Here is a 25,965-nt window from a genome sequence, read left to right on the forward strand (position 1 = left end):
ACGCTGGTCTCAATGGCAGTGCTATATAGTCCCGTATCAACTGTGTTCAGGAGAGTCTTCATGCGTATCGCTTCCCGTGTCATCGGCGGTGTCCTCGCCGTCACACTGCTGAGCCAACTGACGGCCTGCGGTTCGATTTTCTACCCGGACCGCCGTGGCCAGATCGATGGCAAGATCGACCCGGCCATCGCTGCGCTCGACGCCATCGGCCTGCTGTTCTACGTGATCCCTGGCCTGATCGCGTTTGGCGTCGACTTCGCCACCGGCGCCATTTACTTCGAACCGGGCAAGACCGCCCAGGTGTCCCCGGAAAAACTCCACGAAGCCATTGGCGCCGACGGCAAGGTCGACAACGCCAAGCTGCAAAGCATCATCCAGAAAGAAACCGGCCGTACCTTGCCGCTGGACGATCCGCGCATGATCCAGTTCAAGGGCAGCGTGCAGCAACTCGCCAGCCTGGGCCTGCAACCCGCCGCATAAGGACTGCCCATGACCAGCAGCCCCGAACACGCCAGGCTTCTGCGCCTGGCCACCCGCGCCTCCGTTGGCGTGGCCTGTGTGCTGATTGTTACCAAGGCGATTGCCTGGTGGTTCAGCGGGTCGGTGAGCATGCTCGCCGGGCTGACGGACTCGTTGCTCGATGGCGTGACGTCACTGTTGAACCTGCTGGCGGTGCATTACGCCTTGCGCCCGGCCGATGACGATCACCGTTACGGCCATGGCAAGGCAGAGTCGCTGGCGGGCATGGCTCAGGCGCTGTTTATCGGCGGCAGTGCGGTGTTGATCGCGCTGCAGGCCTATGCGCGCTTGCAGCATCCCGAGCCCGTGGGGGCGCCGTGGTTGAGCATCGGGGTGATCGTGTTTTCGCTGGCGCTGACGGTGGCGCTGCTGATGCTGCAACACCGGGTGATCCGCGAAACCGGCTCCAATGCTGTGCGCGCCGATTCGCTGCATTACCGCTCCGACCTGATGCTCAACGGCAGCATCCTGGTGGCGCTGGTGCTGGCGGGCTTCGGTTTCCATCAGGTCGATGCCTGGTTCGGGCTGGGGATTGCCGCCTACATTTTGTGGAGCGCGATCCAGATCGCCCGCGAAAGCTTTGCGGTGCTGATGGATGAAGAACTGCCGCCGGACGTGAGCCAGCACATGCTCGAACTCGCCCGTGGGGTGCCCGGGGTACTGGGGGCCCATGACCTGCGCACGCGGGTGTCGGGCAACCACTGGTTTGTGCAGTTGCACCTGGAGCTGCCGGGGGAGTTGACTCTGTCAGTGGCCCACGGCATCAGCGATCAGGCCGCCGATGCCATTCACCACGTCTACCCGCGCGCCGAAGTGCTGGTGCACGCCGACCCGCAGGAAGTGGTCACGGGCGCCAAGGCCTAATACTGGACCTGGTAACCGCGACTGCTCAAGCAGTTGCCCTGGGCCTGACGGTAGGTCTGCACCACCGCCGGGTCAGGGGCGTAGGTGACGGCCTGCGGGTCGAAGCCGCTTTGCTGCACCGCCCAGCGGTAACAGTCATAACCGTCCTGCTGCACTTGCGCCGGTGACTGGCCGTTGGCGGGATAGGCGACCACGTCATAGCCATTGCCCTGCGGCGCCGGTTGCGGCGAAGGCACTTGCGCCGGGGGTTGGACCACCACGTATTGCTGTGTGCTTTGCTCGTAGGCGTAGTAGGCGCCAGCGGCAAGGAATAGCAGTGAACCCCCCACCCACACTTCCCGCGCATAATCCGGCAGGTAATGCACCCGGATGCCATACGGCGGCGCCACTACGACGTAGCGCGGCCCCTGTGGGCGATACCAGTAGCCGCCGGAGAAAAAGTAGTCCTGCCCGCGATACGGCACGCGGTAATTGCGGTCGGGGAAACGATCAATGATATAGCCGGGACGATGCTGCGGGCCTGGGCCCCAGCCATTGCCATGGCCGTCGGGGCGACCTGGCCAGCGATTATCGTTGGGACGTCCGTTGTCGCCCGGACGGGAACCTGGGCCGCCGGCCTCCCAATGTCGGTTGTCGTCGTTGCGCCGGGGAATGTCGCGGTAGTAACCCTGGCGCGGTTCCTGGGTCTGGCGCACGGTATCGGGCCGGCCCTGGATCGGCAGGTTGTTTGCCGGTTGGGGCTGCGGCGCCGGCCGAGGCTGCTCATTGTTTTGCGGACGACTTTGCCATTGCCCGCCGCCGTTAGGGCCGCCACGTTCAAAATGTTGATTCTGAGGACGTGGCTGATTGTTCTCGGGTCGTGGCGGATTGTTTTCTGGCCGCCCGCCTTCAGGACCCCGCTCATGCTGCCCACCACCGCCTTGCGGCCGCTGCCCTTGATTCGGTGAGTTATCGCGCTCGTCAGCCACGACTTGCGTGCCGACACTGACCACCAGCAAACCAACACCTGCCATACGCCAGATGCGCTTCATGCTATTCCTCACTGCGGATTAGGGCCTGTCCATGAGACTGGAAAAGAGGGGCCCGGTTCTGGCACAGGTTATCAGCAGGCAAAAGAAAAGGGGTGACCCGTCGGCCACCCCTTGAGAACTTCGTCCTGGCTCAACGCTTTTGGCGTTGGCTCACCTCACGCCGTCTTGTAGACAGTGTGCAGCCTGGAGGCCGGCTCAACCCTGCTGGGGTGGCGGCCGCAGCAGGCCTGATTGGGCTCGCTGCTGTGGACTGTTGTCCAGGCGGTGATTCTGTTGATAAAGATACAGGCCCGCGCCCGCCAGATGATTGCGAAGATTGCGTCAATAAACAGTGCTTGCGCAATTTTTAACCCTTCATGGATAATTCACCGCAATAGTTACGACAAAGGCCAACCCAATGAGCAAGCTTGACCGATACGACCTGAGTATTTTGGCGGAATTGCAGCGTGACGCGAGGATCTCCAACCAGGAGTTGGCCGAGCGCATCGGCTTGTCGCCTTCGCCGTGCTCGCGCCGGGTCAAGCAGTTGGAGGACGATGGGTACATCTCGCGCCAGGTCGCCCTGCTCGACCGCAAGATGCTCGGCCTGAGCCTCACGGCCTACGTGCTGATCGGCATGGACCGTCACACGCCCGAGCGTTTCGAGAACTTCGAAGCGGCCATCCGCACCTTACCGCAAGTGCTCGAATGCAGCCTTGTGACGGGGATGGATGCGGACTACCAGTTGAAAGTGGTGGTGCCGGATATGGATCACTATCAAAAATTGCTGCTGGGGCACCTGACCCGGATCGAAGGCGTGACCAGTGTGCGGTCGAGTTTTGTGCTCAACCAGGTATTGAACAGCACCGAGCTGCCATTGACCCACCTGCGCACCTGAGATCAGTGAAGGTCAAATGTGGGAGGGAGCAATCCCCCTCCCACATTTGGATTACGCTTGGACTCAGGTCAATGTTGCGCCTGTAGCGCTGCCTTATACTTGCCGCCCGCCCCACGGAAGAGCCCCATGAACAACATCGACCCCGCCCTCTTCGAAGAATGGATGATGACCGGCCTCGTCACCATCCTGATCATTTTCATGGGCTTTATCGTCTGGGACCTGGCGAAGAAATCCAAAGCCGGGCGCTTTGGCTCGTTCATCCTGTTTTTCGTGCTGGGCCTGGGCGTGGCCGCGTTCATCATCAAGAGCGTGGTGATCGGCCTGATCGAGTCCGGCGCCTTATAAGCGCGCCGGCACTTCCTTCCACTGGCCCTGGTCGAGGCCTTCGATAGACCAGTCGCCAATGCGCACGCGCACCAGGCGCAAGGTCGGCAAGCCTACCGCTGCGGTCATGCGCCGTACCTGGCGGTTACGCCCCTCACGAATCACCAGCTCCAGCCAGTGGGTCGGCACGCTTTTGCGAAACCGCACCGGCGGGTTGCGCGGCCATAACTCCGGTTCTTCCAGTTGTCGCGCTTCGGCGGGCAAGGTCTTGCCATCGTTAAGCTCGACACCGTCGCGCAGGCGCTGCAGTTGTTCTTCAGTCGGCTCGCCTTCCACCTGCACCCAATAGGTTTTCGCCAGCTTGTGCTTGGGATCGGCAATCCGTGCCTGCAACTGGCCGTCATTGGTCAGCAGCAACAGGCCTTCGCTGTCGCGGTCCAGTCGGCCCGCCGGGTAGATGCCGGGGATGTCGATAAAATCCTTGAGGGTCGCCCGTCCGCCTTCGTCGCTGAACTGGGTCAGCACGTCGAATGGCTTATTGAACAGGATCAACTTCGGCTCGGCCGGTGGCGCCTTGGCGACACGACGAGCGGCGGAATGCGGAGGTTTCACACCAGGGCGGCGCGAATCGGGGCGAGTAGGACGGGACATGGCAAAAGGAGCATCTAACGGTCAGGACCGACAATGCTAGTGGCCTGACCGCTAAATGACCATCCCAACCGCTTAGCGGAACGGCGGTTCGTCGAAGCTGCGCAGTTTGCGCGAGTGCAGCGAGTTGAGTTCGGTGCGCAACAGGTCCACCGCCTCGATGCCAATCTTCAAGTGCTGGCTGACCGCACGTTCATAGAACGCGTTGGCCGAACCGGGCAGTTTGATCTCGCTGTGCAGCGGTTTATCCGAGACACACAGCAAGGTGCCGTACGGCACTCGCAAACGGTAGCCTTGGGCAGCGATGGTGCCGCTTTCCATGTCCACCGCCACGGCGCGGGACAGGTTGATCAGCGGCCGTTCCTGAGCCCAGCGCAGTTCCCAGTTACGGTCGTCGTAGGTCAGCACGGTGCCGGTGCGCAGGCGTTTTTTAAGCTCTTCGCCTTTTTCGCCGGTGACATTGGCAGCGGCTTGCTGCAAGGCCATCTGCACTTCGGCCAGGGCCGGAATCGGGATGTTCGGCGGTACCACGCGGTCCAGAATCCCGTCGCGGCGCATGTAGGCGTGGGCCAGTACGTAGTCGCCGATGGTCTGGGATTGGCGCAGGCCGCCGCAGTGGCCGATCATCAGCCAGCAATGCGGACGCAGCACAGCGAGGTGGTCGGTGATGTTCTTGGCGTTGGATGGGCCCACGCCGATATTCACCAATGTCACGCCGTGGCCATCAGTGGCCTGCAGGTGGTACGCCGGCATCTGGTAACGGTGCCAAACCACGCCCGCAGCGATGGCTGACGCTTCGCCATGGTCCATGCTCTTGTCGATCACCACGTTGCCCGGCAGCACCATGCGGATAAAGCGTGGGTCGCTGCGCAATTGCTCCAGGCCATGCAGGATGAACTGGTCGACGTAACGGTGATAGTTGGTCAGCAGGATCCACGGCTGCACATGCCGCCAGTCGCTGCCGGTGTAATGCACCAGACGGCGCAGAGAGAAGTCCACCCGGGCCGCATCGAACAGTGCCAGGGGCAGCGGGTCGGTGTTTTCCCAGTCGTAGAGGCCATCGGCAATGCCATCGGTGGCGGCCGACAAGTCCGTGCTCGGGAACACCCGGGCCAGGGTCGCAGCGGTCACGCCGGAACCGGCCAACTCGTCGCCCTGCTCCACCACGTACGGGTAAGGAATATTCTGCTGGCTGACGCCCACTTCCACCGTCACGGTGAAGTCGTGCATCAACGGCACCAGTTGCTCCAGCAGGTATTTACGGAATGCCGACGGATGGGTGACGGTGACGCTGTAGGTCCCCGGCAACTGAACCTTGGCATATGCCCGGGTGGTCTGTGGGACTTCGCCGTGGCAGTGGTAGGTCAGGCGCAGTTCCGGATAGCGAAACAGAGCGCGTTGTGCAGCGTCGGGTTCGACGCGGTCCTTGAGGTATTGCTTGAGGGCCTGGTTGAGCGCGCCGGTAGCACGCTCATGCAGAGCCGCCAGCCGGTCCACGGCTTCTTCGGCGGTTTGAACGACAACAAAAGCTTCGGTCACGGTAAGCATCCTGTGTTCTGACGTGCAGGCCTTTATCTTGCCTGTATCCCGGCTTCACTGAAACAGGTGGTTTGGAATGCATTTTAAAATGCGGGAGGGGGCTTGCCCTCCCTTGGCCCGTGTTTACTTGGGGGGATGGGGTGTGGCTCGCTGGACAATCGCCGCCACATCAATGCCGCGTGGCAAGGCGCCATACACCCGGCCGGATGATTCACCCAACCGGCTGGCGATAAACCCATCACTGACCGCCGCATTCCCCGCCTCCAGCAACATCTTGGCCTGCAAGGCGACAGCAATATCCTCGGTCAGCTGCCGTGCGCGGTACTGGATGTCCTGGGTGTCCATGAACGCCGACTTCAGGCGTTCGATGTGCCGCGCCAGTTGCTTGTCACCCTGACCATCGCCCAGCTCGACAAACAGCGCTTCCAATACACCCGGCTCCTTGGACAATGCGCGCAGCACATCCAGGCACTGCACATTGCCGGAACCTTCCCACGTCGAATTCACCGGCGCCTCACGGTAGAGGCGCGGGAGGATGCTGTCCTCGACATACCCGGCACCGCCCATGCATTCGGCCGCTTCGTTGATCATCGCCGGCGCGCGCTTGCAGATCCAATACTTGCCCACCGCCGTCACCAGCCGGGCGAATTTGGCTTGCTGCTCATCGCCCAGGTGATCCAGGGCGCGGCCCATGCGCAGGCTCAAGGCCAAGGCGGCCTCGCTTTCCAAGGCCAGGTCGGCCAGCACGTTTTGCATCAGCGGTTGTTCACTGAGCACACGACCACCCACCAAACGGTGGGCGCAATGATGGCTGGCCTGGGTCAGCGCCTGGCGCATCAAGGCGCTGGAGCCGACCATGCAATCGAAGCGGGTCATGGCAACCATCTCGATGATGGTCGGCACGCCACGGCCTTCTTCGCCGATCATCCAGGCCAGGGCACCACGGAACTCTACTTCGCTGGAAGCGTTGGAGCAGTTGCCGAGTTTGTTTTTCAGGCGCTGGATATAGAACTCATTGCGCGTGTCATCCGGGCGCTGCCGGGGCAGTAGGAAACAGGTCAAGCCCTTGTCAGTCTGGGCCAGGGTCAGGAACCCATCGCACATCGGCGCCGAGCAGAACCACTTGTGCCCCACCAGTTCGTAAGCCTGCCCCGGACCGCCGGCGCCTACCGGATACGCACGAGTGGTGTTGGCCCGCACATCGGTGCCGCCCTGTTTTTCGGTCATGGCCATGCCGATGGTGGCGCCGGCCTTGTGGGCAATGCCGACATTGCGCGGGTCGTATTCGGTGCTGAGGATTTTCGGCAACCAGGTCTTCGCCAGGTCTGGTTGCAGGCGCAGAGCCGGGACGCAGGCGAAGGTCATGGTCAGCGGGCAGCCGGTGCCGGCTTCGGCCTGGCTGTGAAGGTACGTCATCGCGGCCCGCGCCACATGGGCACCGGATTGCGGATGCGCCCACGGCAACGACGGCAGGCCGTGTTCGACGGCGGTGCGCATCAGCTCGTGGTAGGCCGGGTGAAACTCCACTAGGTCGATGCGATGACCGTAACGGTCATGACTGTTGAACACCGGTTTATTCTGGTTCGCCAGGAACCCGGCCGCCATCAACGGCCCACCGGCCAGCGCGCCGTAGGCATCGATGCGCGCCTCTGCCCAGCCTGCGCCATAGCGGCGCGACCACTCTTGCAAAGGCAAGTCGATGCGGTACAGGTTAGTGCCATCCAGGGATGGGGGCTGGTTGGTGACGTCGTGGGTTTCAGCGAATGGGTGCAGATTCATGACGGGCCTCCTGGAAACAGCCCCGTTGGGTTGAGGCCTGAATTTCAGTTAAGCACCGTCATCCGCCTTAAAAAAGTGGCATACCCGCCGAATACCCGGCGCGTTCACCCTCTTGCGGACACAGCACCCGGCGTGTCAACACCGCCTGCAAGGCCTCGAAACGCACGGGCTTGGCGAGGCGGTCGGATACGCCGATGCCATGACAGTGCTCGCGTTCAGACACATTCAGTGACGTGCTCAAGGCAATCACCGGCAACTCACCGCAGCCCGGCAGAGCACGGATCTGACAGCACAATGAGAAGCCGCCTTCAGGTAGGTCCAACACGACTGCGTCGAAATTGCCGCCCTGCAAGGCCGCTAGAGCGCTGGGGCCGCTGTCCACGTTTTTTACCCGGTAACCCAGTTTGAGCAACATGCCGCGCACTGCCAGTTGGCCGACGCTGTTGTCATCCACCAGCAGCACCGCGCAGTCTTGGGGCGCACGCTGCCGGTTCACTGCTGGTTTTGCTTCTGGCGCCACCGGGCTGACTTCCACCTCCAATTGGAAGCGGCTGCCCTTGCGCAACTCGGAATGATGGGTAAGGCGCCCGCCCAGCAGCTCGATCAATTGCCGACAGATCGCCAGGCCGATACCCAGGCCGCCGTATTCGCGAGTCATGGAACCATCCAGCTGGAAAAACCGCTGGTACAGGGTGGCCTCGTCCAGGAAGGCGAAGCCAATACCGGTGTCAGTCACAATAAAGCTCAGGCGCAAGCCACCGTCACTGTGGGGCACGCCCACCACCCGCAGGCGTACGGCGCCTTCGTGGGTGAATTTGAATGCGTTGTCCAGCAGGCAATCCAGGCACTGGATCAGTTTGTCGGCGTCGCCCACCACCCGGTCCGGCAGTTCATCGGCCACGTCGATGGAAAACGCCAGGCCCTTGCTTTGGGCGCTGACACTGAACTGCTGGCGCAAGGTGTCGAGCACCCCGCGCAGGCTGAACACCTGCAACTGGGCACTCAGGCGCCCAGCCTGAAGTTCGGTGAGGGTGAGAATGCCATTGACCATGCGCATCATGTCTCGCGCCGAGCCGGCAGCGGTTTGCTGGTATTGCGCCAGGTCGTCGTCCAGCGGCACGGTTTGCATCAGCTCAAGGGAGCCGATCACGCCGTTCATGGGGGTACGCAGTTCGTGGGTCAGTGTGGCGAGGAACTCATCCTTGAGCCGGTTGCTGCGGGCAAGCTGCTGGTTGAGCACTTCGAGCTTCTGGCTGGCGTCGAGGAGAATCTGCGCCTGTTGCTCACGCATGGAATTGATGCGGTCTGCCAATGCCAGGGACAACAGCGCCACTTCAATCGCCGAACCGATCTGGCTGGCGTACATCGTAAGGAACACATTGGGCAGGTAGCCCAGCACCATCAGCGTATTCACCACCCCGCCCAGCAGGAAGGCCGACCAGGCGATGATGAAATAGCGCGCCACCCGCTGGCCGCAATACCAGGCCTTGATGGCGGCGACAAAGATGGTCACGGTAAACACCAACGCCAAGCCGGTAGCCAGGCGCAGCGCCAGGGCGTAGCTGGTCATCAGCGACAGCAACATGACCACCGCGCCGCAGCCCACCAGCGCCAGCAGAAAACGGTTGATCCAGCGACTGTGCAGTGCGGTGTGCAGGAAACTGCGCGCAAACAGGCTGCCAAACAACGCCGCCGCGCCAATAAGGAACGGCGTCGCGGCATTCGCCCACCACGGGTTGTTCGGCCAGAAATACTCCACCGCCGCGCCGTTGACCGACAGTTGGTACATGCCGAACGAAGCGATATAGAAGATGTAATAGAGGTAGCTGGTATCGCGCACACTGAGGTAGATAAACAGGTTGTAGACCAGCATCCCCAGCAACACGCCGTAGATCAGGCCCAATACATACAGGCGCAGCGGCTGCTGCTCCAGGTAGGCGGTGCTGGACCAGAGTGTCAGCGGGGCCTGGATCGAACCTTCGCTTTGCAGACGCAGGTAGACGGTTTTCGCCTCTCCAGGATTGAAGTCGACCTTGAACAGGTAGTTGTTCTGGCGAATCTCACGGGCGGAAAACGGCAGCGCATCCCCGGTGCGCCCGGCCAGACGGTAGTTGCCGGTGCTGTCGGGCAGGTACAGGTCGAGGTGGTCCAGCGGCGGGTAGGCCAGCTCCAACAGCCAGGTGCGTTGGGCCTCGGGGCCGTAGGGCAGGTAATGCAGGTTGACCTTGAGCCAGAACACCGAACGTGAATAGCCGGCGTTGAGGGTGTCTTTATCGTGGGGTTTGAACTGCCGGGCGGCGGAAGGCGCGCTGACGTCGGCAATGGTGAGCGAATCGGTGGGGTCTTCGAGCACTTGCATAGCTCGGCCCAGCGCCAGGCTGCGGGTGTCCTGGTTGAACTCAATGGCGCTGGCGAGCATCGGCAGCCCGCACAACAATAAAATCAGCAAATAGCGCATAGAGCCCCAGCGTGGCGTGTCCGGTAAGGTCAAAAGCTCCCCATTCCTTTTGAGAAGACGTACACCGGCGGTACAGTTAAGTTGTTTGGATCCACTTTAGCATAGCCGCTAAAGGCCATTGGACACCATTGAAATAATTTTCCTGAAGGCTCTAGAACAAGCGTTTCAGCGCACTTTTGCGCAGAGAAAAGCGCCAAAAAAGCGTCGCACTTTGGACAAAATTCAACCATCGCCCGACGGCCACGCCAAAAGCGTTTGGTGGTAAGCTCGCGCACCATGAATATCTACAGCTCTCGCCCTGTTGTCCTCTGTCTCTCCGGCCATGATCCCAGTGGTGGCGCCGGCTTGCAGGCAGATATCGAAGCCCTGCTCGCCCAGGGGTGCCATGCGGCTCCGGCCGTCACCGCCCTGACCGTGCAGAACACCGTCAATGTCAGCGACTTCCGTGTGCTCGACCGCGAGTGGGTGCTGGCACAGGCCAATGCCGTGCTTGGCGATTCCGAAGTGGCGGCGGTCAAACTGGGTATGCTCGGCTCCACCGCGATGGTCGACACTGTGGTCGAACTGCTGCAGGCGCACCCGCACCTGCCGGTGGTGTGCGACCCGGTGCTGCGTGCCGGCGGCGGCGGCAGCCTGGGCAAGGACGAAGTCGGCTACGCCATGCGCGAGCGGCTGTTGCCGTTGTCGCTGATTGCCACGCCCAACCTGCCCGAAGCGCGCATCCTTGCGCAGTTGCCCGAAGGCACGGCGGACGAGTGCGCCGAAAAGCTGCTGCCGTTTATCAAGCACCTGTTGATCACAGGCGGCCATGGCGACGAGCATGAAGTGCACAATCGCCTCTACAGCCGCGACGGCACCCAGCAGACCTTTACCTGCCAGCGCCTGCCCGGCAGTTATCACGGTTCGGGTTGCACCTTGGCCAGCGCCCTGGCCGGGCGGATCGCCCAGGGCGAAGGGCTGGTGAGCGCGGTGCAATCGGCGCTCAACTACACGTGGCGTACCCTGCGTGACGCCGAACAGCTCGGCCAGGGTCAGTTTGTACCGCGCCGTTTGCCGCTGGATTTCTGTTCGTAACTTTCTGCTCTTAGAAGCAAGAGGCCTGCCCGATGAAACTACGTGGCCTTTACGCCATCACCGACAGCCAACTGCTGGCCGGCAAATTCCTCGCCTATGTAGAAGCGGCATTGGACGGTGGCGTGACCCTGTTGCAGTACCGCGACAAAAGCAGCGACGAAGCCCGGCGCCTGCGCGAAGCCGAAAAGCTGCGGGAGCTGTGCTCGCGCTACAAGACCCAACTGATCATCAACGATGACGCCGAATTGGCCGCGCGCCTGGGCGTCGGCGTGCACCTGGGCCAGACCGACGGCCCACTGACGCCAGCCCGTGCGCTGCTCGGTTCCAGAGCCATCATCGGCGCCACCTGTCACAGCCAGATCGAACTGGCCGAACAGGCCGCGAAGGAAGGCGCCAGTTACGTCGCCTTCGGTCGCTTCTTCAATTCCACTACCAAGCCCGGCGCACCTGCCGCCACCGTTGAAATGCTGGCCGAGGCCCGCAAGCGCTTGCACCTGCCGATCTGCGTGATCGGCGGTGTCACCCTGGAGAACGCCGAGCCCCTGGTGGCCCATGGTGCCGATCTGCTGGCCGTGGTCCACGGTTTGTTCGGCGCCGACAGCACCCAGGAAGTCACGCGCCGCGCCCGCGCTTTCAACGCTTTAATCACATCCTGAATTCAGAGAGCCCTCACCATGTCTCGTTCCGAAACCCTGTTTGCCAATGCCCAGAAGCACATCCCCGGCGGTGTGAACTCCCCCGTGCGTGCGTTCAAGAGCGTGGGTGGCACGCCGTTGTTCTTCAAGCATGCAGAAGGCGCCTACGTCACCGACGAAGACGACAAGCGTTATGTGGATTACGTGGGCTCCTGGGGCCCGATGATCCTGGGCCACAGCCACCCGGACGTGCTGGATGCCGTGCGTAAACAGCTGGAGCACGGGTTGTCCTACGGCGCCCCAACCGCCATGGAAACCGAGATGGCGGACCTGGTGTGCTCAATCGTGCCGTCGATGGAGATGGTGCGCATGGTCAGCTCCGGCACCGAAGCCACCATGAGCGCGATTCGCCTGGCCCGAGGTTTCACCGGCCGCGACAGCATCATCAAGTTCGAAGGCTGCTACCACGGCCACTCCGACAGCCTGCTGGTCAAAGCCGGCTCCGGCCTGCTGACCCAGGGCGTGCCAAGCTCGGCCGGTGTGCCGGCGGCATTTGCCAGGCACACCCTGACGCTGCCGTTCAACGACATCGCTGCCGTCGAGCAGATGCTCAGCGAAGTCGGCCAAGACGTGGCGTGCATCATCGTCGAGCCCGTGGCCGGCAACATGAACTGCGTACCGCCGGCGCCGGGCTTCCTCGAAGGCCTGCGCGAGCAATGTGACAAGCATGGCGTGGTGCTGATTTTCGACGAAGTGATGACTGGCTTTCGCGTCGCCCTCGGCGGTGCCCAGGCGCATTACGGCGTGACGCCGGACCTGAGCACCTTCGGCAAAATCATCGGCGGCGGCATGCCTGTGGGCTGTTTTGGCGGCAAGCGCGAAATCATGCAACACATCGCACCACTGGGCCCGGTGTACCAGGCTGGCACGTTGTCCGGTAACCCGTTGGCCATGGCCGCTGGCCTGACTACCCTGCGGTTGATCAGTCGTCCCGGCTTCCACGCCGAGTTGACCGACTACACCACGCGTCTGCTGGATGGCCTGCAACAGCGTGCCGACGCGGCCGGTATCCCATTTGTCACCACGCAGGCGGGCGGCATGTTCGGCCTGTATTTCAGCGGTGCCGACGATATCGTCACCTTTGATGACGTGATGGGCAGCGACGCCGATCTGTTCAAGCGCTTCTTCCACCTGATGCTGGAAGGCGGGGTCTACCTTGCCCCGAGTGCCTTTGAAGCGGGTTTCACGTCGATTGCCCATGGCGAAACCGAGTTGCGACTGACTCTGGACGCCGCCGAGCGCGCATTCGCCGCCCTGAAATAAACGGTCGCAAAAATCTGGCGTCGCTATAGGTGGCGTCAGATTTGCTACTTTTCTGACAGAGCTTTCCTTATTTTTTCGAGAATTTACCTGCAATCCGGCAGATAACTTGCCCAAGCAGCAGAAAAACGAGTAAAGACTTTGTAAGCAGAGGCCTGCTTATTTCATAATGCGCGCTTATTGGATCCCGTGAGGGTCCGCGCGCCCCGTCAGAGGTAAGTCGATTCCCATGAAACGCACCGGCCGCACCCTGGTACTGGGCTGCCTGTTGCTCCTTCAGCCGCTGCTGGCACATGCCCAGGCAGGCGGCAACTCGTTGTTAATTCCAGCGATGGGTCGTTGCACCCTCAATACCCAGCCAGACAGCCAGGCCGAATCCCTGAGCGCGTGCCAGAAACAGGCCGACGACGGGGATGCGCAGGCGCAATACGAGTTGGGCGAGTACTTCCACGACAGTAAAAACCCGGCACGCGACCTCAACAAAGCCTTGAGCTACTTCGAGAAAGCTTCGTTGCAGGGCCACGCCCAGGCACAATTTCAGCTCGGCACCATGTTCTTCAAAGGCGAAGGCGTGCCGGCCAATAACGTTCAGGCGTATATCGTGCTGAAAATGGCCGCGGTCAACGGCGCCGAAGACGCGCTGGACACCGCCGACGAAGTCGCCGAGCACATGCAACGCGATGAACTGGAAGTGGCCACCCAGGTGCTGGGCCAGATTTTCCGCAACTATCTTCAGGAATTGCAGAGTGCCGATGGGCGCTCGCCCTTCTCCCCCCTGCCCTGACAGCCGCCTTACTTTTCAGGCATCGGCATCGGAAATGGCATCACATTGCTCACGCCCCGCGCCTCGCTGATCTTGGGCGTGCCCAGGCGCTCGACTTCATCGATGCGCACGATCGAATGCATCGGCACAAAACTGCGCACCACGCCTTCGAACTGAGCCTTGAGCTTTTCTTCGCCCGGGTCGACGACCAATTGGGTGCGCTCGCCAAAGACGAACTCTTCCACTTCCAGGAAACCCCACAGATCACTTTGATAGATCTGCTTGGCGTACATTTCGAACACCTGGCCCTGGTTAAGAAAAATCACCTTGTAGATTGGAGCTTCACGTTTGGTCATGGTGGGCGAGCAACACATCGGGGATATAAAAGAGGGCGCGAACTATAGCATGGCACCCGATGCACAACGCTAGGAACCAATGGGCATGCCCCCTATAATGCGCGGTTCTTTACCACCAGTTGACGATTCCCATGGCCAAGAAGCTTTATATCGAAACCCACGGTTGCCAGATGAACGAGTACGACAGCTCGCGCATGGTCGATCTGCTGGGCGAACACCAGGCCCTGGAAGTCACCGCCCGCGCCGAAGATGCCGACGTAATCCTGCTCAATACCTGCTCGATCCGCGAACGGGCCCAGGACCGCGTGTACTCGCAGCTGGGCCGCTGGCGTGAATTGAAACTGGCCAACCCGGACATGGTCATCGCCGTCGGCGGTTGCGTGGCCAGCCAGGAAGGCGCCGCGATTCGCGACCGCGCGCCCTATGTCGACGTGGTCTTCGGCCCGCAAACCCTGCACCGCTTGCCGGAAATGATCGACGCCGCCCGTGTCACCAAGCTGCCTCAGGTAGACGTCTCGTTCCCGGAAATTGAAAAATTCGACCACTTGCCCGAGCCGCGTATCGACGGCCCAAGCGCCTACGTGTCGGTGATGGAAGGCTGCAGCAAGTACTGCACCTTCTGCGTGGTGCCCTACACCCGCGGTGAAGAAGTCAGCCGGCCATTCGACGACGTGCTGGCGGAAATCATCCACCTGGCCGAAAACGGCGTACGCGAAGTGACCCTGCTGGGCCAGAACGTCAACGGCTATCGCGGCCTGACTGACGACGGCCGCCTCGCGGACCTGGCGGAGTTGATCCGCGTGGTGGCGGCTGTGGACGGTATCGAGCGCATCCGCTACACCACCTCGCACCCGCTGGAATTCTCCGACAGCCTGATCCAGGCGCACGCCGACGTGCCGGAGCTGGTCAAACACCTGCACTTGCCGGTGCAATCGGGCTCGGACCGCATCCTGTCGGCCATGAAGCGCAACCACACCGCCCTGGAGTACAAATCCAAACTGCGCAAATTGCGCGCAGCGGTGCCGGGCATCTGCATCAGCTCGGACTTTATTGTGGGTTTCCCCGGCGAGACCGAAAAAGACTTCCAGCAGACCATGAAGCTGATTGAAGACGTTGGTTTCGACTTTTCCTACTCGTTCGTCTACAGCCAGCGCCCCGGCACACCGGCCGCTGACCTCGTGGACGAAACCCCGGAAGCGCTGAAAAAAGAACGCTTGAACGCGCTGCAGCACCGCCTGAATCAGCAGGGTTTCGAAATCAGCCGACAAATGGTCGGCTCGACCCAGCGCATTCTGGTCACCGACTATTCGAAGAAAGACCCGGGCGAGCTGCAAGGCCGTACCGAGAACAACCGAATCGTCAACTTCCGTTGCGACAACCCGACCCTGATCGGCCAGTTTGCCGATGTGCACATCGATGCGGCGCAACCGCACTCGTTGCGTGGCTCGCTGATCCAATAATTTTCAGATCATTGGAGATCAAAATGTGGGAGGGGGCTTGCCCCCGATGGCAGTGGATCAGATGGCCCACCTGTTTCTGACACTCCGCCATCGGGGGGGCAAGCCACCTCCCACATTTGAAACGTGCACATTCCGATAACGTAAGTGCTTTCGCACACAGGTCACTGGCGTTATTCTCTCTTTCACCTCAATTGCCAAAGGGCGGCTAAAAGCGACCTTGAACGCACCCATAGTAGAACCCCATCGTTTTATCCTTGAGCCCTTTGAGGCTCGCCGTTTCGCCAATCTGTGCGGACAGTTCGACGAGCACCTGCGCCTGATCGAACAACGCCTGAGCATCGAAATCCGCAATCGCGGCAATCAGTTCGAGCTTATTGGTGAACCCCAACACACCACGTCTGCAGAAAACCTGCTGCGTCGCCTCTATCGCGAGACCAAGGGCAGTGAACTGTCACCGGAAACGGTGCACCTGTACTTGCAAGAGTCCGCTGTAGAAGACCTGGCCAACAACCCTGTGGCCGAAGCCAGCGTGGCCTTGCGTACCAAAAAAGGCATGATTCGCCCACGCGGCCTGAATCAGCAGAAGTACGTCAAGGAAATCCTCGGCAACGACATCAACTTCGGCATCGGCCCGGCCGGCACCGGCAAGACCTACCTGGCCGTGGCCTGTGCGGTCGACGCCCTGGAGCGCGAGCAAGTGCGCCGCATCCTGCTGGTGCGCCCGGCGGTTGAAGCGGGTGAAAAACTCGGCTTCCTGCCCGGCGACCTGGCCCAGAAGATCGATCCGTACCTGCGCCCGCTGTATGACGCGCTGTACGAGATGCTTGGTTTTGAATACGTGGCCAAGCTGATCGAGCGCCAGGTGATCGAGATCGCCCCGCTGGCCTACATGCGCGGTCGCACCTTGAACAACAGTTTCATCATCCTCGACGAAAGCCAGAACACCACCGTCGAGCAGATGAAGATGTTCCTCACCCGTATCGGTTTCGGCTCTACCGCCGTAATCACCGGCGACATCACTCAGGTCGACCTGCCCAAGGGCACCAAGTCCGGCCTGGGCCAGGTGATCGAGGTACTCAAGGACGTGCCGGGCATCAGCTTCACGCACTTCATGCCCAAGGACGTGGTGCGCCACCCGCTGGTGCAGCGCATTGTCGAAGCCTACGAGCGCTTCGAACACCGCGACGACGGACTGTCAAAGGACGTTCGCCGCGATGCTTGAGCTTGACCTGCAACTGGCCACCGACGCGCCTGCCCCCCGCGAAGACCAGTTCCGCCAATGGTGCGAGCTGGCCCTGCGCCAGCGCACTGCCGACTCGGAACTGACCATCCGTCTGGTGGACGAGCCCGAAGGCCGCGAACTGAACCACACCTGGCGCCAGAAAGACTACGCAACCAACGTGCTGTCCTTCCCCGCCGACGTCCCCGACGAGCTGCTGGATATCCCGTTGCTGGGCGATCTGGTGATCTGCGTCGAGGTGGTTGAGCGTGAGGCGAAGGAACAAAGCAAGGAACTTGAAGCCCACTGGGCTCATCTAGTCATCCACGGCTGCTTGCATCTCTTGGGTTACGACCATATAGACGATGACGAAGCCGAGGAAATGGAAACACTGGAACAAACGTTGCTTGCCGAATTGGGTCACCCTGATCCGTATGCAGACGACGAAACCTAACTGACACAACAAAGGATTTAGAGTAATCGCTATGAGCGAAGACCGATCGAGCAACGGGCAAAAGTCATGGCTGGGTAAACTGACCCAGGCTTTTGCCCACGAGCCGAAAAACCGCCAGGAGCTGCTGGAGCTGCTGCGCGAGGCCCACCAGAACAAGTTGCTGGACAGCGAAGCGCTGGCCATCGTCGAAGGCGCCATCCAGGTGGCTGACCTGCAAGTCCGGGACATCATGGTCCCGCGCTCGCAGATGATCAGCATCAAGGCGACCCAGACCCCACGGGAATTCCTCCCGGCCGTGATCGACTCGGCGCACTCGCGCTACCCGGTCATCGGTGAAAGCCATGACGACGTCATGGGCGTCCTGCTGGCGAAGGACCTGCTGCCGCTGATCCTCAAGGAGAACGGCGACAGCTTCAACATCAAGGACCTGCTGCGTCCGGCCACCTTCGTGCCCGAATCCAAGCGCCTGAATGTGCTGCTGCGCGAGTTTCGCGCCAACCACAACCACATGGCCATTGTGATCGACGAATACGGCGGCGTGGCTGGCCTGGTGACCATCGAGGACGTGCTGGAACAGATCGTCGGCGACATCGAAGACGAGCACGACGTCGAAGAAGACAGCTACATCAAGCCGCTGCCGAGCGGTGACTTCCTGGTCAAGGCCCTGACACCGATCGAGAACTTCAACGAGTTCTTCGACAGCGAATTCTCCGATGATGAGTTCGATACCGTTGGCGGCCTGGTGATGAGTGCGTTTGGCCACCTGCCAAAACGTAACGAGACCACTGAGATCGGCGCGTATCGCTTCCGCATCCTGAATGCAGACAGCCGTCGTATCCACTTGATCCGCCTGACTCCGATTGCCCGCTAAGGACTGACATGCGCCGTTTGATCGCACCCGGCTGGCCCGGTAACTTGCTGGCCGTGGTGGCCGGCGCCATCACCACCCTGGCGCTGGCGCCGTTCGATCTGTGGCCGTTTGCACTGGTCGCAGTCGCAGTGTTTTATATCGGCCTGCGGGAACTGACACCCCGCCAGGCCCTGGGCCGTGGCTGGTGTTTCGGTTTCGGTCTGTTCGGCGCGGGGACCAGCTGGATTTACTACAGCATCCACCACTTCGGCGGCGCTTCGGTGCTGCTGGCGGGGTTCTTGATGCTGCTGTTCACCGCCGCCATTGCCTGGTTCTTCGCCCTGCCCGCCTGGCTGTGGGCCCGCTGGCTGCGCCGCAATGAAGCGCCGTTGGCGGACGCGCTCACGTTTGCCGCATTGTGGGTCGGCCAGGAAGCCTTTCGCGGATGGTTCCTCACCGGTTTCCCGTGGCTGTACTCCGGTTACAGCCAACTGGACGGCCCCCTCACAGGCCTGGCGCCAGTGGGTGGCATGTGGCTGATCTCCTTTGCCCTCGCGCTTACGGCAGCTGTGCTATGCAACTTTCCGCGCCTGCTCGCCAGTAAACACAACGGGTTTATCGGCGCGGGCCTGGTGTTGCTGGTCGCCCCCTGGGCCATTGGCCTGGCACTCAAGCATCACGCCTGGACGGCTCCGTCCGGCGCGCCGCTGACCGTGGCCGCTATCCAAGGCAACGTCGAACAAAGCATGAAATGGGATCCGGAGCAGCTCACTGCGCAGTTGGCGCTGTACCGCGACATGAGTTTCAGCTCCAAGCCCGTCGATTTGCTGGTGTGGCCGGAGACGGCGGTGCCGGTGCTCAAGGAATCCGTCGAGGGTTACCTGGGCATGATGGGCAAGTTTGCGGCTGACCGGCACACCGCGCTGATCACCGGCGTACCGATCCGCCAGGAAGTGCACCACCAGAAGCGCTACTTCAACGGGATTACCGTGGTGGGCGAAGGTGATGGGACTTACCTCAAGCAGAAGCTCGTGCCCTTTGGCGAATACGTTCCGCTGCAAGACATGCTGCGCGGACTGATTGCCTTCTTCGACCTGCCGATGTCGGACTTCGCCCGCGGCCCCGCCGACCAGGCGATGTTGCAGGCCAAGGGCTATCAGATCGCGCCGTTTATTTGCTACGAAGTGGTGTACCCGGAATTTGCCGCCGGCCTGTCGGCCCAGAGCGATCTGCTGCTGACCATCAGCAATGACACCTGGTTTGGCCGCTCCATCGGCCCGTTGCAGCACCTGCAAATGGCGCAGATGCGCGCGCTGGAAGCGGGGCGCTGGATGATCCGCGCCACCAATAATGGCGTGACCGGGCTGATTAATCCGTATGGCCAGATCACCGTGCAGATCCCGCAATTCGAACGCGGCATTCTCTACGGGGAAGTGGTGCCGATGCATAACCTCACGCCGTACCTGCAATGGCGCTCGTGGCCGCTGATCATCGTGTGCCTGATGCTGTTTGGTTGGGCGTTGCTCGCGGCCCGCATGTCGAAAACCGTCTAACAGACCAACACCGAAACAAATGTGGGAGGGGGCAAGCCCCCTCCCACATTTTTGACTTATGGTGTTATTGATAGAACAGCCGATACCCCACCTGCCCCACCGCTTCATTGATCAACTGCCCGCTCTGCCACACCGACTTGAACTCCGGCATCCAGCCGCCCAGCGGCCGGGCGTTGTCCACGCCAAGGAAGCCCACGGGCGCCGGCACCACGGTAAAACCGGCCTTTTCAAAACTCCACACTGAACGCGGCATGTGCCAGGCCTGTGTCACCACGACCACGCGCTTGATCCCCTCGGGCAGTAGAATCTCGGCACTCATTTGCGCATTCTCCCAGGTGGTGCGGCTGCGCTCTTCCTTCCAGCGTACCGTCACGCCGAAATCATCCTGCATCGACACCGCCATCAGCTCAGCTTCGCTGGGCGGCGTGCCGTAGTGCAATCCACCGGTGGTGAGCACCGGCAGGCCGGACGCCTTGGCCAATCGGGCGGCATACCGCTGGCGCTCCAGGCCGATACCGGTAGGCTGGTCAGTGCCCCATGCGGGGTCCCCGCGCTCACGCCCCGAGCCCAGTACCACGATGGCATCGGCGCGCTGGGCCAACGTCGACCAGTCTTCACGAGCCAAGGGCGGTGAGGTTTCCAGAGCGCGCGCGCCCCACTCCACCACCACCGGCAGGCTGATCAACCACATGCCGCCCAAGCCCAAGGCGAAGCAACATCCGGCCAAACGTGGACGGCTGCGACGAAACCACCAGGCAAGGGCTAGCAGCAGCAAAAGAACGCCGGGAGGCAGGAGCAGTTGTTTGATGAAATAACGAATAGGCATCGGGCATCTCCATAGATGCCCGAAGCCTAAGGTGTAACGGGGTTTAGCGACAATCTCTACAGTGACATAGCGCAGTGGTGTGGTTCTGCGGGGAGTGAACTACTTGTAGCGGGCGGACCGGAATGTTTCCGGGCCACGACCGGCCGGCAAGTCCTTGAGCCACACCACCTTGGCAGAGTGCGTAGGCTCCTGGGCTGGCGGGGTTGCCACCCAAGGGGGCGCACTGCGCTTGTTGCGTTCCAAATAAGCCTTGATCAGTTCCAGCTCTGCACGGCTCAACCCGCGCAGTTCCAACTCGACAGGCCGTTCATCACGCAATCGGCCCGCTGTTCTCGCTGCATCCAATGCACGACCCAATCGGTCGATCAGTCCTTCGTAGACTTCCGGTTTCGTTGCGATTCGCTGCGATTCAACCATCCCCTCACCTCATTGAAGAAAGACTTGCTCCCCAATAAACAGCGTAGCCCCCGTAGCTACGCCTGCCCGGCGCCGCGACAGACGGCCTCGGCTGCGCAATCAGGGTTTCCCTCGATAGAGTGGGGTCATGTATGCTACGGCGCTTCCTGTAACTCCACTTCCCGCAGGGTTTGGGCACGGACGCGCCGCTTTTTGGTGTCGAACAACCTGAACGTTGCACCGAAGAGGATTAGGCCACCCCTATCCAGTTCAAAAGTAGCCATGCACGAACAATATCAGCCCCGTGAAATAGAAAATGCCGCCCAAACCTTCTGGGACGAGCAAAAGTCCTTTGAAGTCAGTGAACAGCCGGGCAAGGAAACTTTCTACTGCCTGTCGATGTTCCCTTACCCCAGCGGCAAGCTACACATGGGGCATGTGCGCAACTACACCATCGGCGACGTGATTTCCCGCTACCAGCGCATGCTCGGCAAAAACGTTCTGCAACCCATGGGTTGGGACGCCTTCGGCATGCCGGCAGAAAACGCCGCGATGAAAAACAACGTGGCTCCCGCCAAGTGGACCTACGAAAACATCGCCTACATGAAGACCCAGCTGCGCAGCCTGGGCCTGGCGGTGGACTGGTCCCGCGAAGTGACCACCTGCAAGCCGGATTACTACCGTTGGGAACAATGGCTGTTCACTCGCCTGTTCGAAAAAGGCGTGATCTACCGCAAGAACGGTACCGTGAACTGGGACCCGATCGACCAGACCGTGCTGGCCAACGAGCAAGTCATCGACGGTCGCGGCTGGCGTTCCGGCGCGGTGATCGAGAAGCGCCAGATCCCGATGTACTACTTCAAGATCACCGCCTACGCGGATGAGCTCCTGTCGAGCCTCGACGATCTGCCGGGCTGGCCTGAACAGGTCAAGACCATGCAGCGCAACTGGATCGGCAAGTCCAAGGGCATGGAAGTGCAGTTCCCGTACAACGTCGATTCCATCGGCGAAGCGGGCGCGCTCAAAGTCTTCACCACCCGTCCGGACACTTTAATGGGAGCGACTTACGTCGCCGTGGCCGCCGAACACCCGCTGGCCACCCTGGCCGCACAGAACAATCCTGAACTGCAGGCGTTCATCGCCGAATGCAAAGGCGGCAGCGTGGCCGAAGCCGACGTCGCCACCCAAGAGAAAAAAGGCCTGCCGACCTCGCTGTTCGTCGAGCACCCGCTGACCGGCGAAAAACTGCCGGTGTGGGTCGCCAACTATGTGCTGATGCATTACGGCGACGGCGCGGTAATGGCTGTGCCGGCCCACGACGAGCGCGATTTCGAGTTCGCCGTCAAATACAACCTGCCGATCAAGCCCGTCGTGCGTACCAGCGCCGGTGACACCACCCCGACGCCTTGGCAGGACGCTTACAACGAACACGGCACACTGATCAATTCCGGTGAATTCGACGGCCTGGACTTCCAGGGCGCCTTCGACGCCATCGAAGTCGCACTGATCAAGAAGAACCTCGGCGCCTCGCGCACCCAGTTCCGCCTGCGCGACTGGGGCATCAGCCGCCAGCGCTACTGGGGCTGCCCGATCCCGATCATCCACTGCGATACCTGCGGTGACGTGCCGGTACCGGAAGACCAACTGCCGGTCGTACTGCCCGAAGACGTGGTGCCGGATGGCGCCGGTTCGCCGCTGGCGCGCATGCCTGAGTTCTACGCGTGCAACTGCCCGAAATGCGGCGCCCCGGCCAAGCGTGAAACCGACACCATGGACACCTTCGTCGAGTCCTCCTGGTACTACGCCCGCTACGCCTCGCCTCACTACGAGGGCGGCCTGGTGGAAAAATCCGCAGCCGACCACTGGTTGCCGGTGGATCAGTACATCGGTGGTATCGAACACGCCATTCTTCACCTGCTGTATGCGCGCTTCTTCCACAAGCTGATGCGCGACGAAGGCCTGGTGAGTTCCAACGAGCCGTTCAAGAACCTGCTGACCCAGGGCATGGTGATCGCCGAGACTTACTATCGCCGCGAAGCCAATGGCGCCTACACCTGGTTCAACCCGGCTGACGTCGAGCTTGAGCGTGACAGCAAAGCCAAGGTCATCAGCGCCAAGCTGATCGCCGACGGCCTGCCGGTGGAAATCGGCGGTACCGAGAAAATGGCCAAGTCGAAGAACAACGGCGTCGACCCACAGTCGATGATCGACCAGTTCGGCGCCGACACCTGCCGTTTGTTCATGATGTTCGCCTCGCCGCCTGACATGAGCGCCGAATGGTCCGACTCCGGTGTCGAAGGCTCGCACCGCTTCCTCAAACGTGTCTGGCGCCTGGCTCACGCCCATGTCAGCCAGGGCCTGCCGGGCAAGCTGGACGTGGCATCCTTGAGCGACGAGCAGAAACTCATCCGCCGCAGCACCCACCTGGCCATCAAGCAAGCCAGCCAGGATGTGGGCCAGAACCACAAGTTCAACACCGCCATCGCCCAGGTGATGACGCTGATGAACGTGCTGGAAAAAGCCCCGCAAGTGACCGAACAGGACCGCGCCCTGGTACAGGAAGGCCTGGAAACAGTCACCCTGCTGCTCGCGCCGATCACCCCGCACATCAGCCACGACCTGTGGAGCCGTCTGGGCCACAGCGACGCTGTCATCGATGCGCGCTGGCCGGTGCAGGATGACAGCGCGCTGGTACAGGACACGCTGCAACTGGTGATCCAGGTCAACGGCAAACTGCGTGGCCAGATCGACATGCCGGCCACTGCCAGCCGTGAAGAAGTCGAAGCCGCCGCACGCGTCAACGAGAACGTGCTGCGCTTTACCGAAGGCCTGACGATCCGCAAAGTGATCGTGGTGCCTGGCAAACTGGTCAATATCGTCGCTAGCTAATCGGATCGGGCGCAGGGCTTGAGCCCTGCGCCGAACAAAGCCTTCAGGGCCTCGATAAGGCCCACATGGTTTCAAGGGGAGCAACAAAATGATCAAACGCAATCTGCTGGTTATGGGCCTTGCCGTGCTACTGAGCGCTTGCGGCTTCCAGCTGCGCGGCACCGGAACCAATGAACTGACGATCAAGGAACTGGATGTCAGCGCACGCGACGCCTACAGCGAAACCGTGACCCAGCTGCGCCAGGTCCTGGAAAACAACGGCGTACACGTCTACACCGGCGCAACCTACAAGCTGTTCCTGGCGAACGAGAAAGAAACCCAGCGCAACCTGAGCTACGCCAGCGCCGGCCGTGCGTCCGATATCGAACTGAGCACCGTACTGAGCTTTGAAGTCCAGGGCCGTGATCACCTGCCATTGATGGGTGACAACATCCAGGTGCAGAAAATCGTCAGCCACGATGGCAACAACCTGGTAGGTTCGGACGCCGAAATCACCCAGGTGCGCCAGGAAATGCGTCGGGATCTGGTGCAGCGCATGGTCCTGCGCCTGTCGATGCTGACCCCGCAACAGCTGGAAACCTTGCAGCAAGCCGCTGACAACAAGGCCAAGGCTGACGCCGACGCACTTAAAGCCGCAAAAGAGTACGAAGACAACACGCCGAAACAGTCGCCTGTTGAAGTGCCTGCCGAGTAAGCCGGACGGGGCGCCCCAGGCGCCCCGCTCTACCTGCCTATGAAACTCGCCCCCGCCCAACTCGCCAAACACCTGCAAGGTAGCCTTGCGCCTGTCTACATCGTCAGCGGTGATGACCCGTTGCTGTGCCAGGAAGCTGCCGACGCCATCCGTACCGCCGCCCGCCAGCAGGGCTTTGATGAACGCCAGGTCTTCAGTGCCGACGCCAGCTTTGACTGGGGCACGCTGCTGCAAGCCGGTGCGAGCATGTCGCTGTTCGCCGAAAAACGCCTGCTGGAACTGCGCCTGCCCTCGGGCAAGCCCGGCGACAAGGGCGCTGCGGCGTTGATGGAATACTGCTCGCGGCCCGCTGAGGACACGGTCTTGCTGATCAGCCTGCCCAAACTCGACGGCAGTGCGCAGAAGACCAAATGGGGCAAGGCCCTGGTAGAAGGGGCTCAGACCCAGTTCATCCAGATCTGGCCGGTGGACAGCAATCAGTTGCCACAGTGGATTCGCCAGCGCCTGTCTCAATCAGGGTTGTCTGCAACGCAAGACGCCGTAGAGTTGATCGCCGCTCGGGTCGAAGGCAACTTGCTTGCCGCCGCCCAGGAGATCGAAAAACTCAAGCTGATGGCCGAAGACGGACAGATCACTGTCGAGACCGTTCAAGGTGCCGTGGCAGACAGCGCGCGTTTTGACGTGTTTGGACTGGTGGATGCAATCCTCAACGGCGAACCCGCCCACGCCTTGCGCATGCTCGAAGGTCTGCGCGGCGAAGGGGTGGAGCCGCCGGTGATTCTCTGGGCCCTGGCCCGTGAGCTGCGGGTCTTGGCCAATATTGCCCTGCAATACAGCCAGGGCACGCCGCTGGACAAGTGTTTCAGCCAGGCCCGGCCGCCAGTGTGGGACAAGCGCAAACCCTTGATGAGCAAGGCCCTGCAACGGCACACAGCGCAACGCTGGGCGCAGCTGTTGCTTGAGGCGCAGCGCATTGATGCGCAGATCAAAGGCCAGGCAGCCGGTTCGCCGTGGATGAGCCTCAGTCGCTTGTCGCTGTTGATGGCCGGCCAACGCCTGACACTTCCCGCCGAATAGCCCCTCTGTTAAAAACACTGCAAAACCAATATGGGAGGCGGCAAGCCCCTCCCACGCTTTTGATTGCGCTTACAATTGATGGGCTTTACAGCGGCCGAACTTCGGCAGATTATTTGCACCGTTTCCCTCCCCCAAGAGAGTCAAGACCATGAGCAAAAAGCCATCCAAGCATGGCCCCAACAAGGCCAAATCCATCATCGCCCAGCCACTGTTCCGCGCCCGTCAGGAACGCGCCGGCAAGGGCAAAGGCAGCTACCGCCGCGAAGCCTTCCAGTCTAATAGCTGGGAGGCTTCTTACTTTCTGGCTGCCTGAAGGCAAGCGCCCCTCCGGCATGATAAGGTCTGTGTCTGATTTGTAAT

The 25,965-nt window shown here is 61.4% G+C and carries 25 protein-coding genes; 17 read left to right on the top strand and 8 right to left on the bottom strand.

The window, feature by feature from the left end:
• Window positions 1-60: 60 nt before the first annotated feature.
• Both DNK50_RS28005 and DNK50_RS28010 read left to right on the top strand, forming a co-directional pair.
• Window positions 61-480, top strand: a complete 420-nt coding sequence (locus DNK50_RS28005) for a polyribonucleotide nucleotidyltransferase (RefSeq protein ID WP_112196831.1) — start codon at window positions 61-63, stop codon at window positions 478-480.
• A gap of 9 nt (window positions 481-489) precedes the next feature.
• The gene (locus DNK50_RS28010) at window positions 490-1,383 is read left to right on the top strand and encodes a cation diffusion facilitator family transporter (protein ID WP_099584695.1); all 894 of its coding nucleotides are present in this window, start codon (window positions 490-492) and stop codon (window positions 1,381-1,383) included.
• On the opposite strand, the gene DNK50_RS28015 is transcribed toward DNK50_RS28010, so the two are convergent.
• Window positions 1,380-2,414: a DUF6515 family protein gene (locus DNK50_RS28015; RefSeq protein ID WP_112196832.1), complete on the bottom strand. Its 1,035-nt coding sequence runs from the start codon at window positions 2,412-2,414 to the stop codon at window positions 1,380-1,382. The genes DNK50_RS28010 and DNK50_RS28015 overlap by 4 nt on opposite strands.
• 397 nt (window positions 2,415-2,811) lie before the next feature.
• On the opposite strand from DNK50_RS28015, the gene DNK50_RS28020 reads away from it, so the two are divergent.
• Complete coding sequence (locus DNK50_RS28020) at window positions 2,812-3,291, top strand: Lrp/AsnC family transcriptional regulator (RefSeq protein WP_003176264.1); 480 nt, start codon at window positions 2,812-2,814, stop codon at window positions 3,289-3,291.
• A 135-nt stretch (window positions 3,292-3,426) separates the two neighbouring features.
• A complete protein-coding gene (locus DNK50_RS28025; RefSeq protein ID WP_025999909.1) occupies window positions 3,427-3,636 on the top strand; it encodes a DUF2788 domain-containing protein in 210 nt (69 codons plus the stop codon).
• Here the strand turns inward: DNK50_RS28025 and DNK50_RS28030 are convergent.
• The 4 genes from DNK50_RS28030 to DNK50_RS28045 all read right to left on the bottom strand — a co-directional run bounded on the left by DNK50_RS28030 (window position 3,631) and on the right by DNK50_RS28045 (window position 10,039).
• Window positions 3,631-4,266, bottom strand: coding sequence for a pseudouridine synthase (locus DNK50_RS28030; protein WP_112196833.1), 636 nt, complete (start codon window positions 4,264-4,266; stop codon window positions 3,631-3,633). The genes DNK50_RS28025 and DNK50_RS28030 overlap by 6 nt on opposite strands.
• A 72-nt stretch (window positions 4,267-4,338) precedes the next feature.
• Window positions 4,339-5,811, bottom strand: coding sequence for an AMP nucleosidase (gene amn, locus DNK50_RS28035; RefSeq protein ID WP_003176267.1), 1,473 nt, complete (start codon window positions 5,809-5,811; stop codon window positions 4,339-4,341).
• A 114-nt stretch (window positions 5,812-5,925) separates the two neighbouring features.
• Window positions 5,926-7,581, bottom strand: a complete 1,656-nt coding sequence (locus tag DNK50_RS28040) for an acyl-CoA dehydrogenase family protein (protein WP_112196834.1) — start codon at window positions 7,579-7,581, stop codon at window positions 5,926-5,928.
• Between the two features lie 67 nt (window positions 7,582-7,648).
• On the bottom strand, window positions 7,649-10,039 hold the full coding sequence (locus DNK50_RS28045; RefSeq protein WP_112196835.1) for a hybrid sensor histidine kinase/response regulator: 2,391 nt from the start codon (window positions 10,037-10,039) through the stop codon (window positions 7,649-7,651).
• A 276-nt stretch (window positions 10,040-10,315) separates the two neighbouring features.
• On the opposite strand from DNK50_RS28045, the gene DNK50_RS28050 reads away from it, so the two are divergent.
• The 4 genes from DNK50_RS28050 to DNK50_RS28065 all read left to right on the top strand — a co-directional run bounded on the left by DNK50_RS28050 (window position 10,316) and on the right by DNK50_RS28065 (window position 13,852).
• The gene (locus DNK50_RS28050; protein ID WP_112196836.1) at window positions 10,316-11,113 is read left to right on the top strand and encodes a hydroxymethylpyrimidine/phosphomethylpyrimidine kinase; all 798 of its coding nucleotides are present in this window, start codon (window positions 10,316-10,318) and stop codon (window positions 11,111-11,113) included.
• Window positions 11,114-11,145: 32 nt separating this feature from the next.
• Complete coding sequence (thiE, locus tag DNK50_RS28055; RefSeq protein ID WP_099584688.1) at window positions 11,146-11,769, top strand: thiamine phosphate synthase; 624 nt, start codon at window positions 11,146-11,148, stop codon at window positions 11,767-11,769.
• An 18-nt stretch (window positions 11,770-11,787) separates the two neighbouring features.
• Complete coding sequence (hemL, locus tag DNK50_RS28060) at window positions 11,788-13,071, top strand: glutamate-1-semialdehyde 2,1-aminomutase (protein ID WP_099584687.1); 1,284 nt, start codon at window positions 11,788-11,790, stop codon at window positions 13,069-13,071.
• Window positions 13,072-13,297: 226 nt separating this feature from the next.
• Complete coding sequence (locus tag DNK50_RS28065) at window positions 13,298-13,852, top strand: tetratricopeptide repeat protein (protein ID WP_099584686.1); 555 nt, start codon at window positions 13,298-13,300, stop codon at window positions 13,850-13,852.
• Between the two features lie 8 nt (window positions 13,853-13,860).
• Here the strand turns inward: DNK50_RS28065 and DNK50_RS28070 are convergent, their stop codons facing one another.
• On the bottom strand, window positions 13,861-14,187 hold the full coding sequence (locus DNK50_RS28070; protein WP_003236992.1) for a DUF1820 family protein: 327 nt from the start codon (window positions 14,185-14,187) through the stop codon (window positions 13,861-13,863).
• A 131-nt stretch (window positions 14,188-14,318) separates the two neighbouring features.
• Here DNK50_RS28070 and miaB point away from each other — a divergent pair, with 131 nt between their 5' ends.
• The 5 genes from miaB to lnt all read left to right on the top strand — a co-directional run bounded on the left by miaB (window position 14,319) and on the right by lnt (window position 19,723).
• Window positions 14,319-15,647: a tRNA (N6-isopentenyl adenosine(37)-C2)-methylthiotransferase MiaB gene (gene miaB, locus DNK50_RS28075; protein ID WP_112196837.1), complete on the top strand. Its 1,329-nt coding sequence runs from the start codon at window positions 14,319-14,321 to the stop codon at window positions 15,645-15,647.
• Between the two features lie 217 nt (window positions 15,648-15,864).
• Window positions 15,865-16,869, top strand: a complete 1,005-nt coding sequence (locus DNK50_RS28080; RefSeq protein WP_069673128.1) for a PhoH family protein — start codon at window positions 15,865-15,867, stop codon at window positions 16,867-16,869.
• Window positions 16,862-17,320: an rRNA maturation RNase YbeY gene (gene ybeY, locus DNK50_RS28085; protein WP_112196838.1), complete on the top strand. Its 459-nt coding sequence runs from the start codon at window positions 16,862-16,864 to the stop codon at window positions 17,318-17,320. The genes DNK50_RS28080 and ybeY overlap by 8 nt, the downstream gene beginning before the upstream one ends.
• Window positions 17,321-17,351: 31 nt before the next feature.
• Entirely contained in the window at window positions 17,352-18,191 is an 840-nt protein-coding gene (locus DNK50_RS28090) for an HlyC/CorC family transporter (protein WP_005791724.1), read from the top strand.
• Window positions 18,192-18,199: 8 nt separating this feature from the next.
• Entirely contained in the window at window positions 18,200-19,723 is a 1,524-nt protein-coding gene (gene lnt / locus DNK50_RS28095) for an apolipoprotein N-acyltransferase (protein WP_112196839.1), read from the top strand.
• A gap of 64 nt (window positions 19,724-19,787) precedes the next feature.
• Here lnt and DNK50_RS28100 read toward each other — a convergent pair whose 3' ends face one another.
• Window positions 19,788-20,549, bottom strand: coding sequence for a YdcF family protein (locus DNK50_RS28100; protein ID WP_112196840.1), 762 nt, complete (start codon window positions 20,547-20,549; stop codon window positions 19,788-19,790).
• Between the two features lie 99 nt (window positions 20,550-20,648).
• On the bottom strand, window positions 20,649-20,966 hold the full coding sequence (locus tag DNK50_RS28105; protein WP_099584681.1) for a hypothetical protein: 318 nt from the start codon (window positions 20,964-20,966) through the stop codon (window positions 20,649-20,651).
• A gap of 261 nt (window positions 20,967-21,227) precedes the next feature.
• Here DNK50_RS28105 and leuS point away from each other — a divergent pair, with 261 nt between their 5' ends.
• The 4 genes from leuS (at window position 21,228) to arfA (ending at window position 25,918) form a co-directional block, all read left to right on the top strand.
• A complete protein-coding gene (leuS, locus tag DNK50_RS28110) occupies window positions 21,228-23,834 on the top strand; it encodes a leucine--tRNA ligase (RefSeq protein ID WP_112196841.1) in 2,607 nt (868 codons plus the stop codon).
• An 88-nt stretch (window positions 23,835-23,922) separates the two neighbouring features.
• Entirely contained in the window at window positions 23,923-24,528 is a 606-nt protein-coding gene (lptE, locus tag DNK50_RS28115; protein WP_099584679.1) for an LPS assembly lipoprotein LptE, read from the top strand.
• 39 nt (window positions 24,529-24,567) lie between these two features.
• On the top strand, window positions 24,568-25,605 hold the full coding sequence (gene holA, locus DNK50_RS28120) for a DNA polymerase III subunit delta (RefSeq protein ID WP_099584678.1): 1,038 nt from the start codon (window positions 24,568-24,570) through the stop codon (window positions 25,603-25,605).
• A 148-nt stretch (window positions 25,606-25,753) separates the two neighbouring features.
• Window positions 25,754-25,918, top strand: coding sequence for an alternative ribosome rescue factor ArfA (arfA, locus tag DNK50_RS28125; RefSeq protein ID WP_099584677.1), 165 nt, complete (start codon window positions 25,754-25,756; stop codon window positions 25,916-25,918).
• Window positions 25,919-25,965 lie beyond the last annotated feature (47 nt).

Source organism: Pseudomonas sp. LG1E9 (assembly GCF_003290225.1).
Taxonomy (GTDB): Bacteria; Pseudomonadota; Gammaproteobacteria; order Pseudomonadales; family Pseudomonadaceae; genus Aquipseudomonas; species Aquipseudomonas cyclaminis.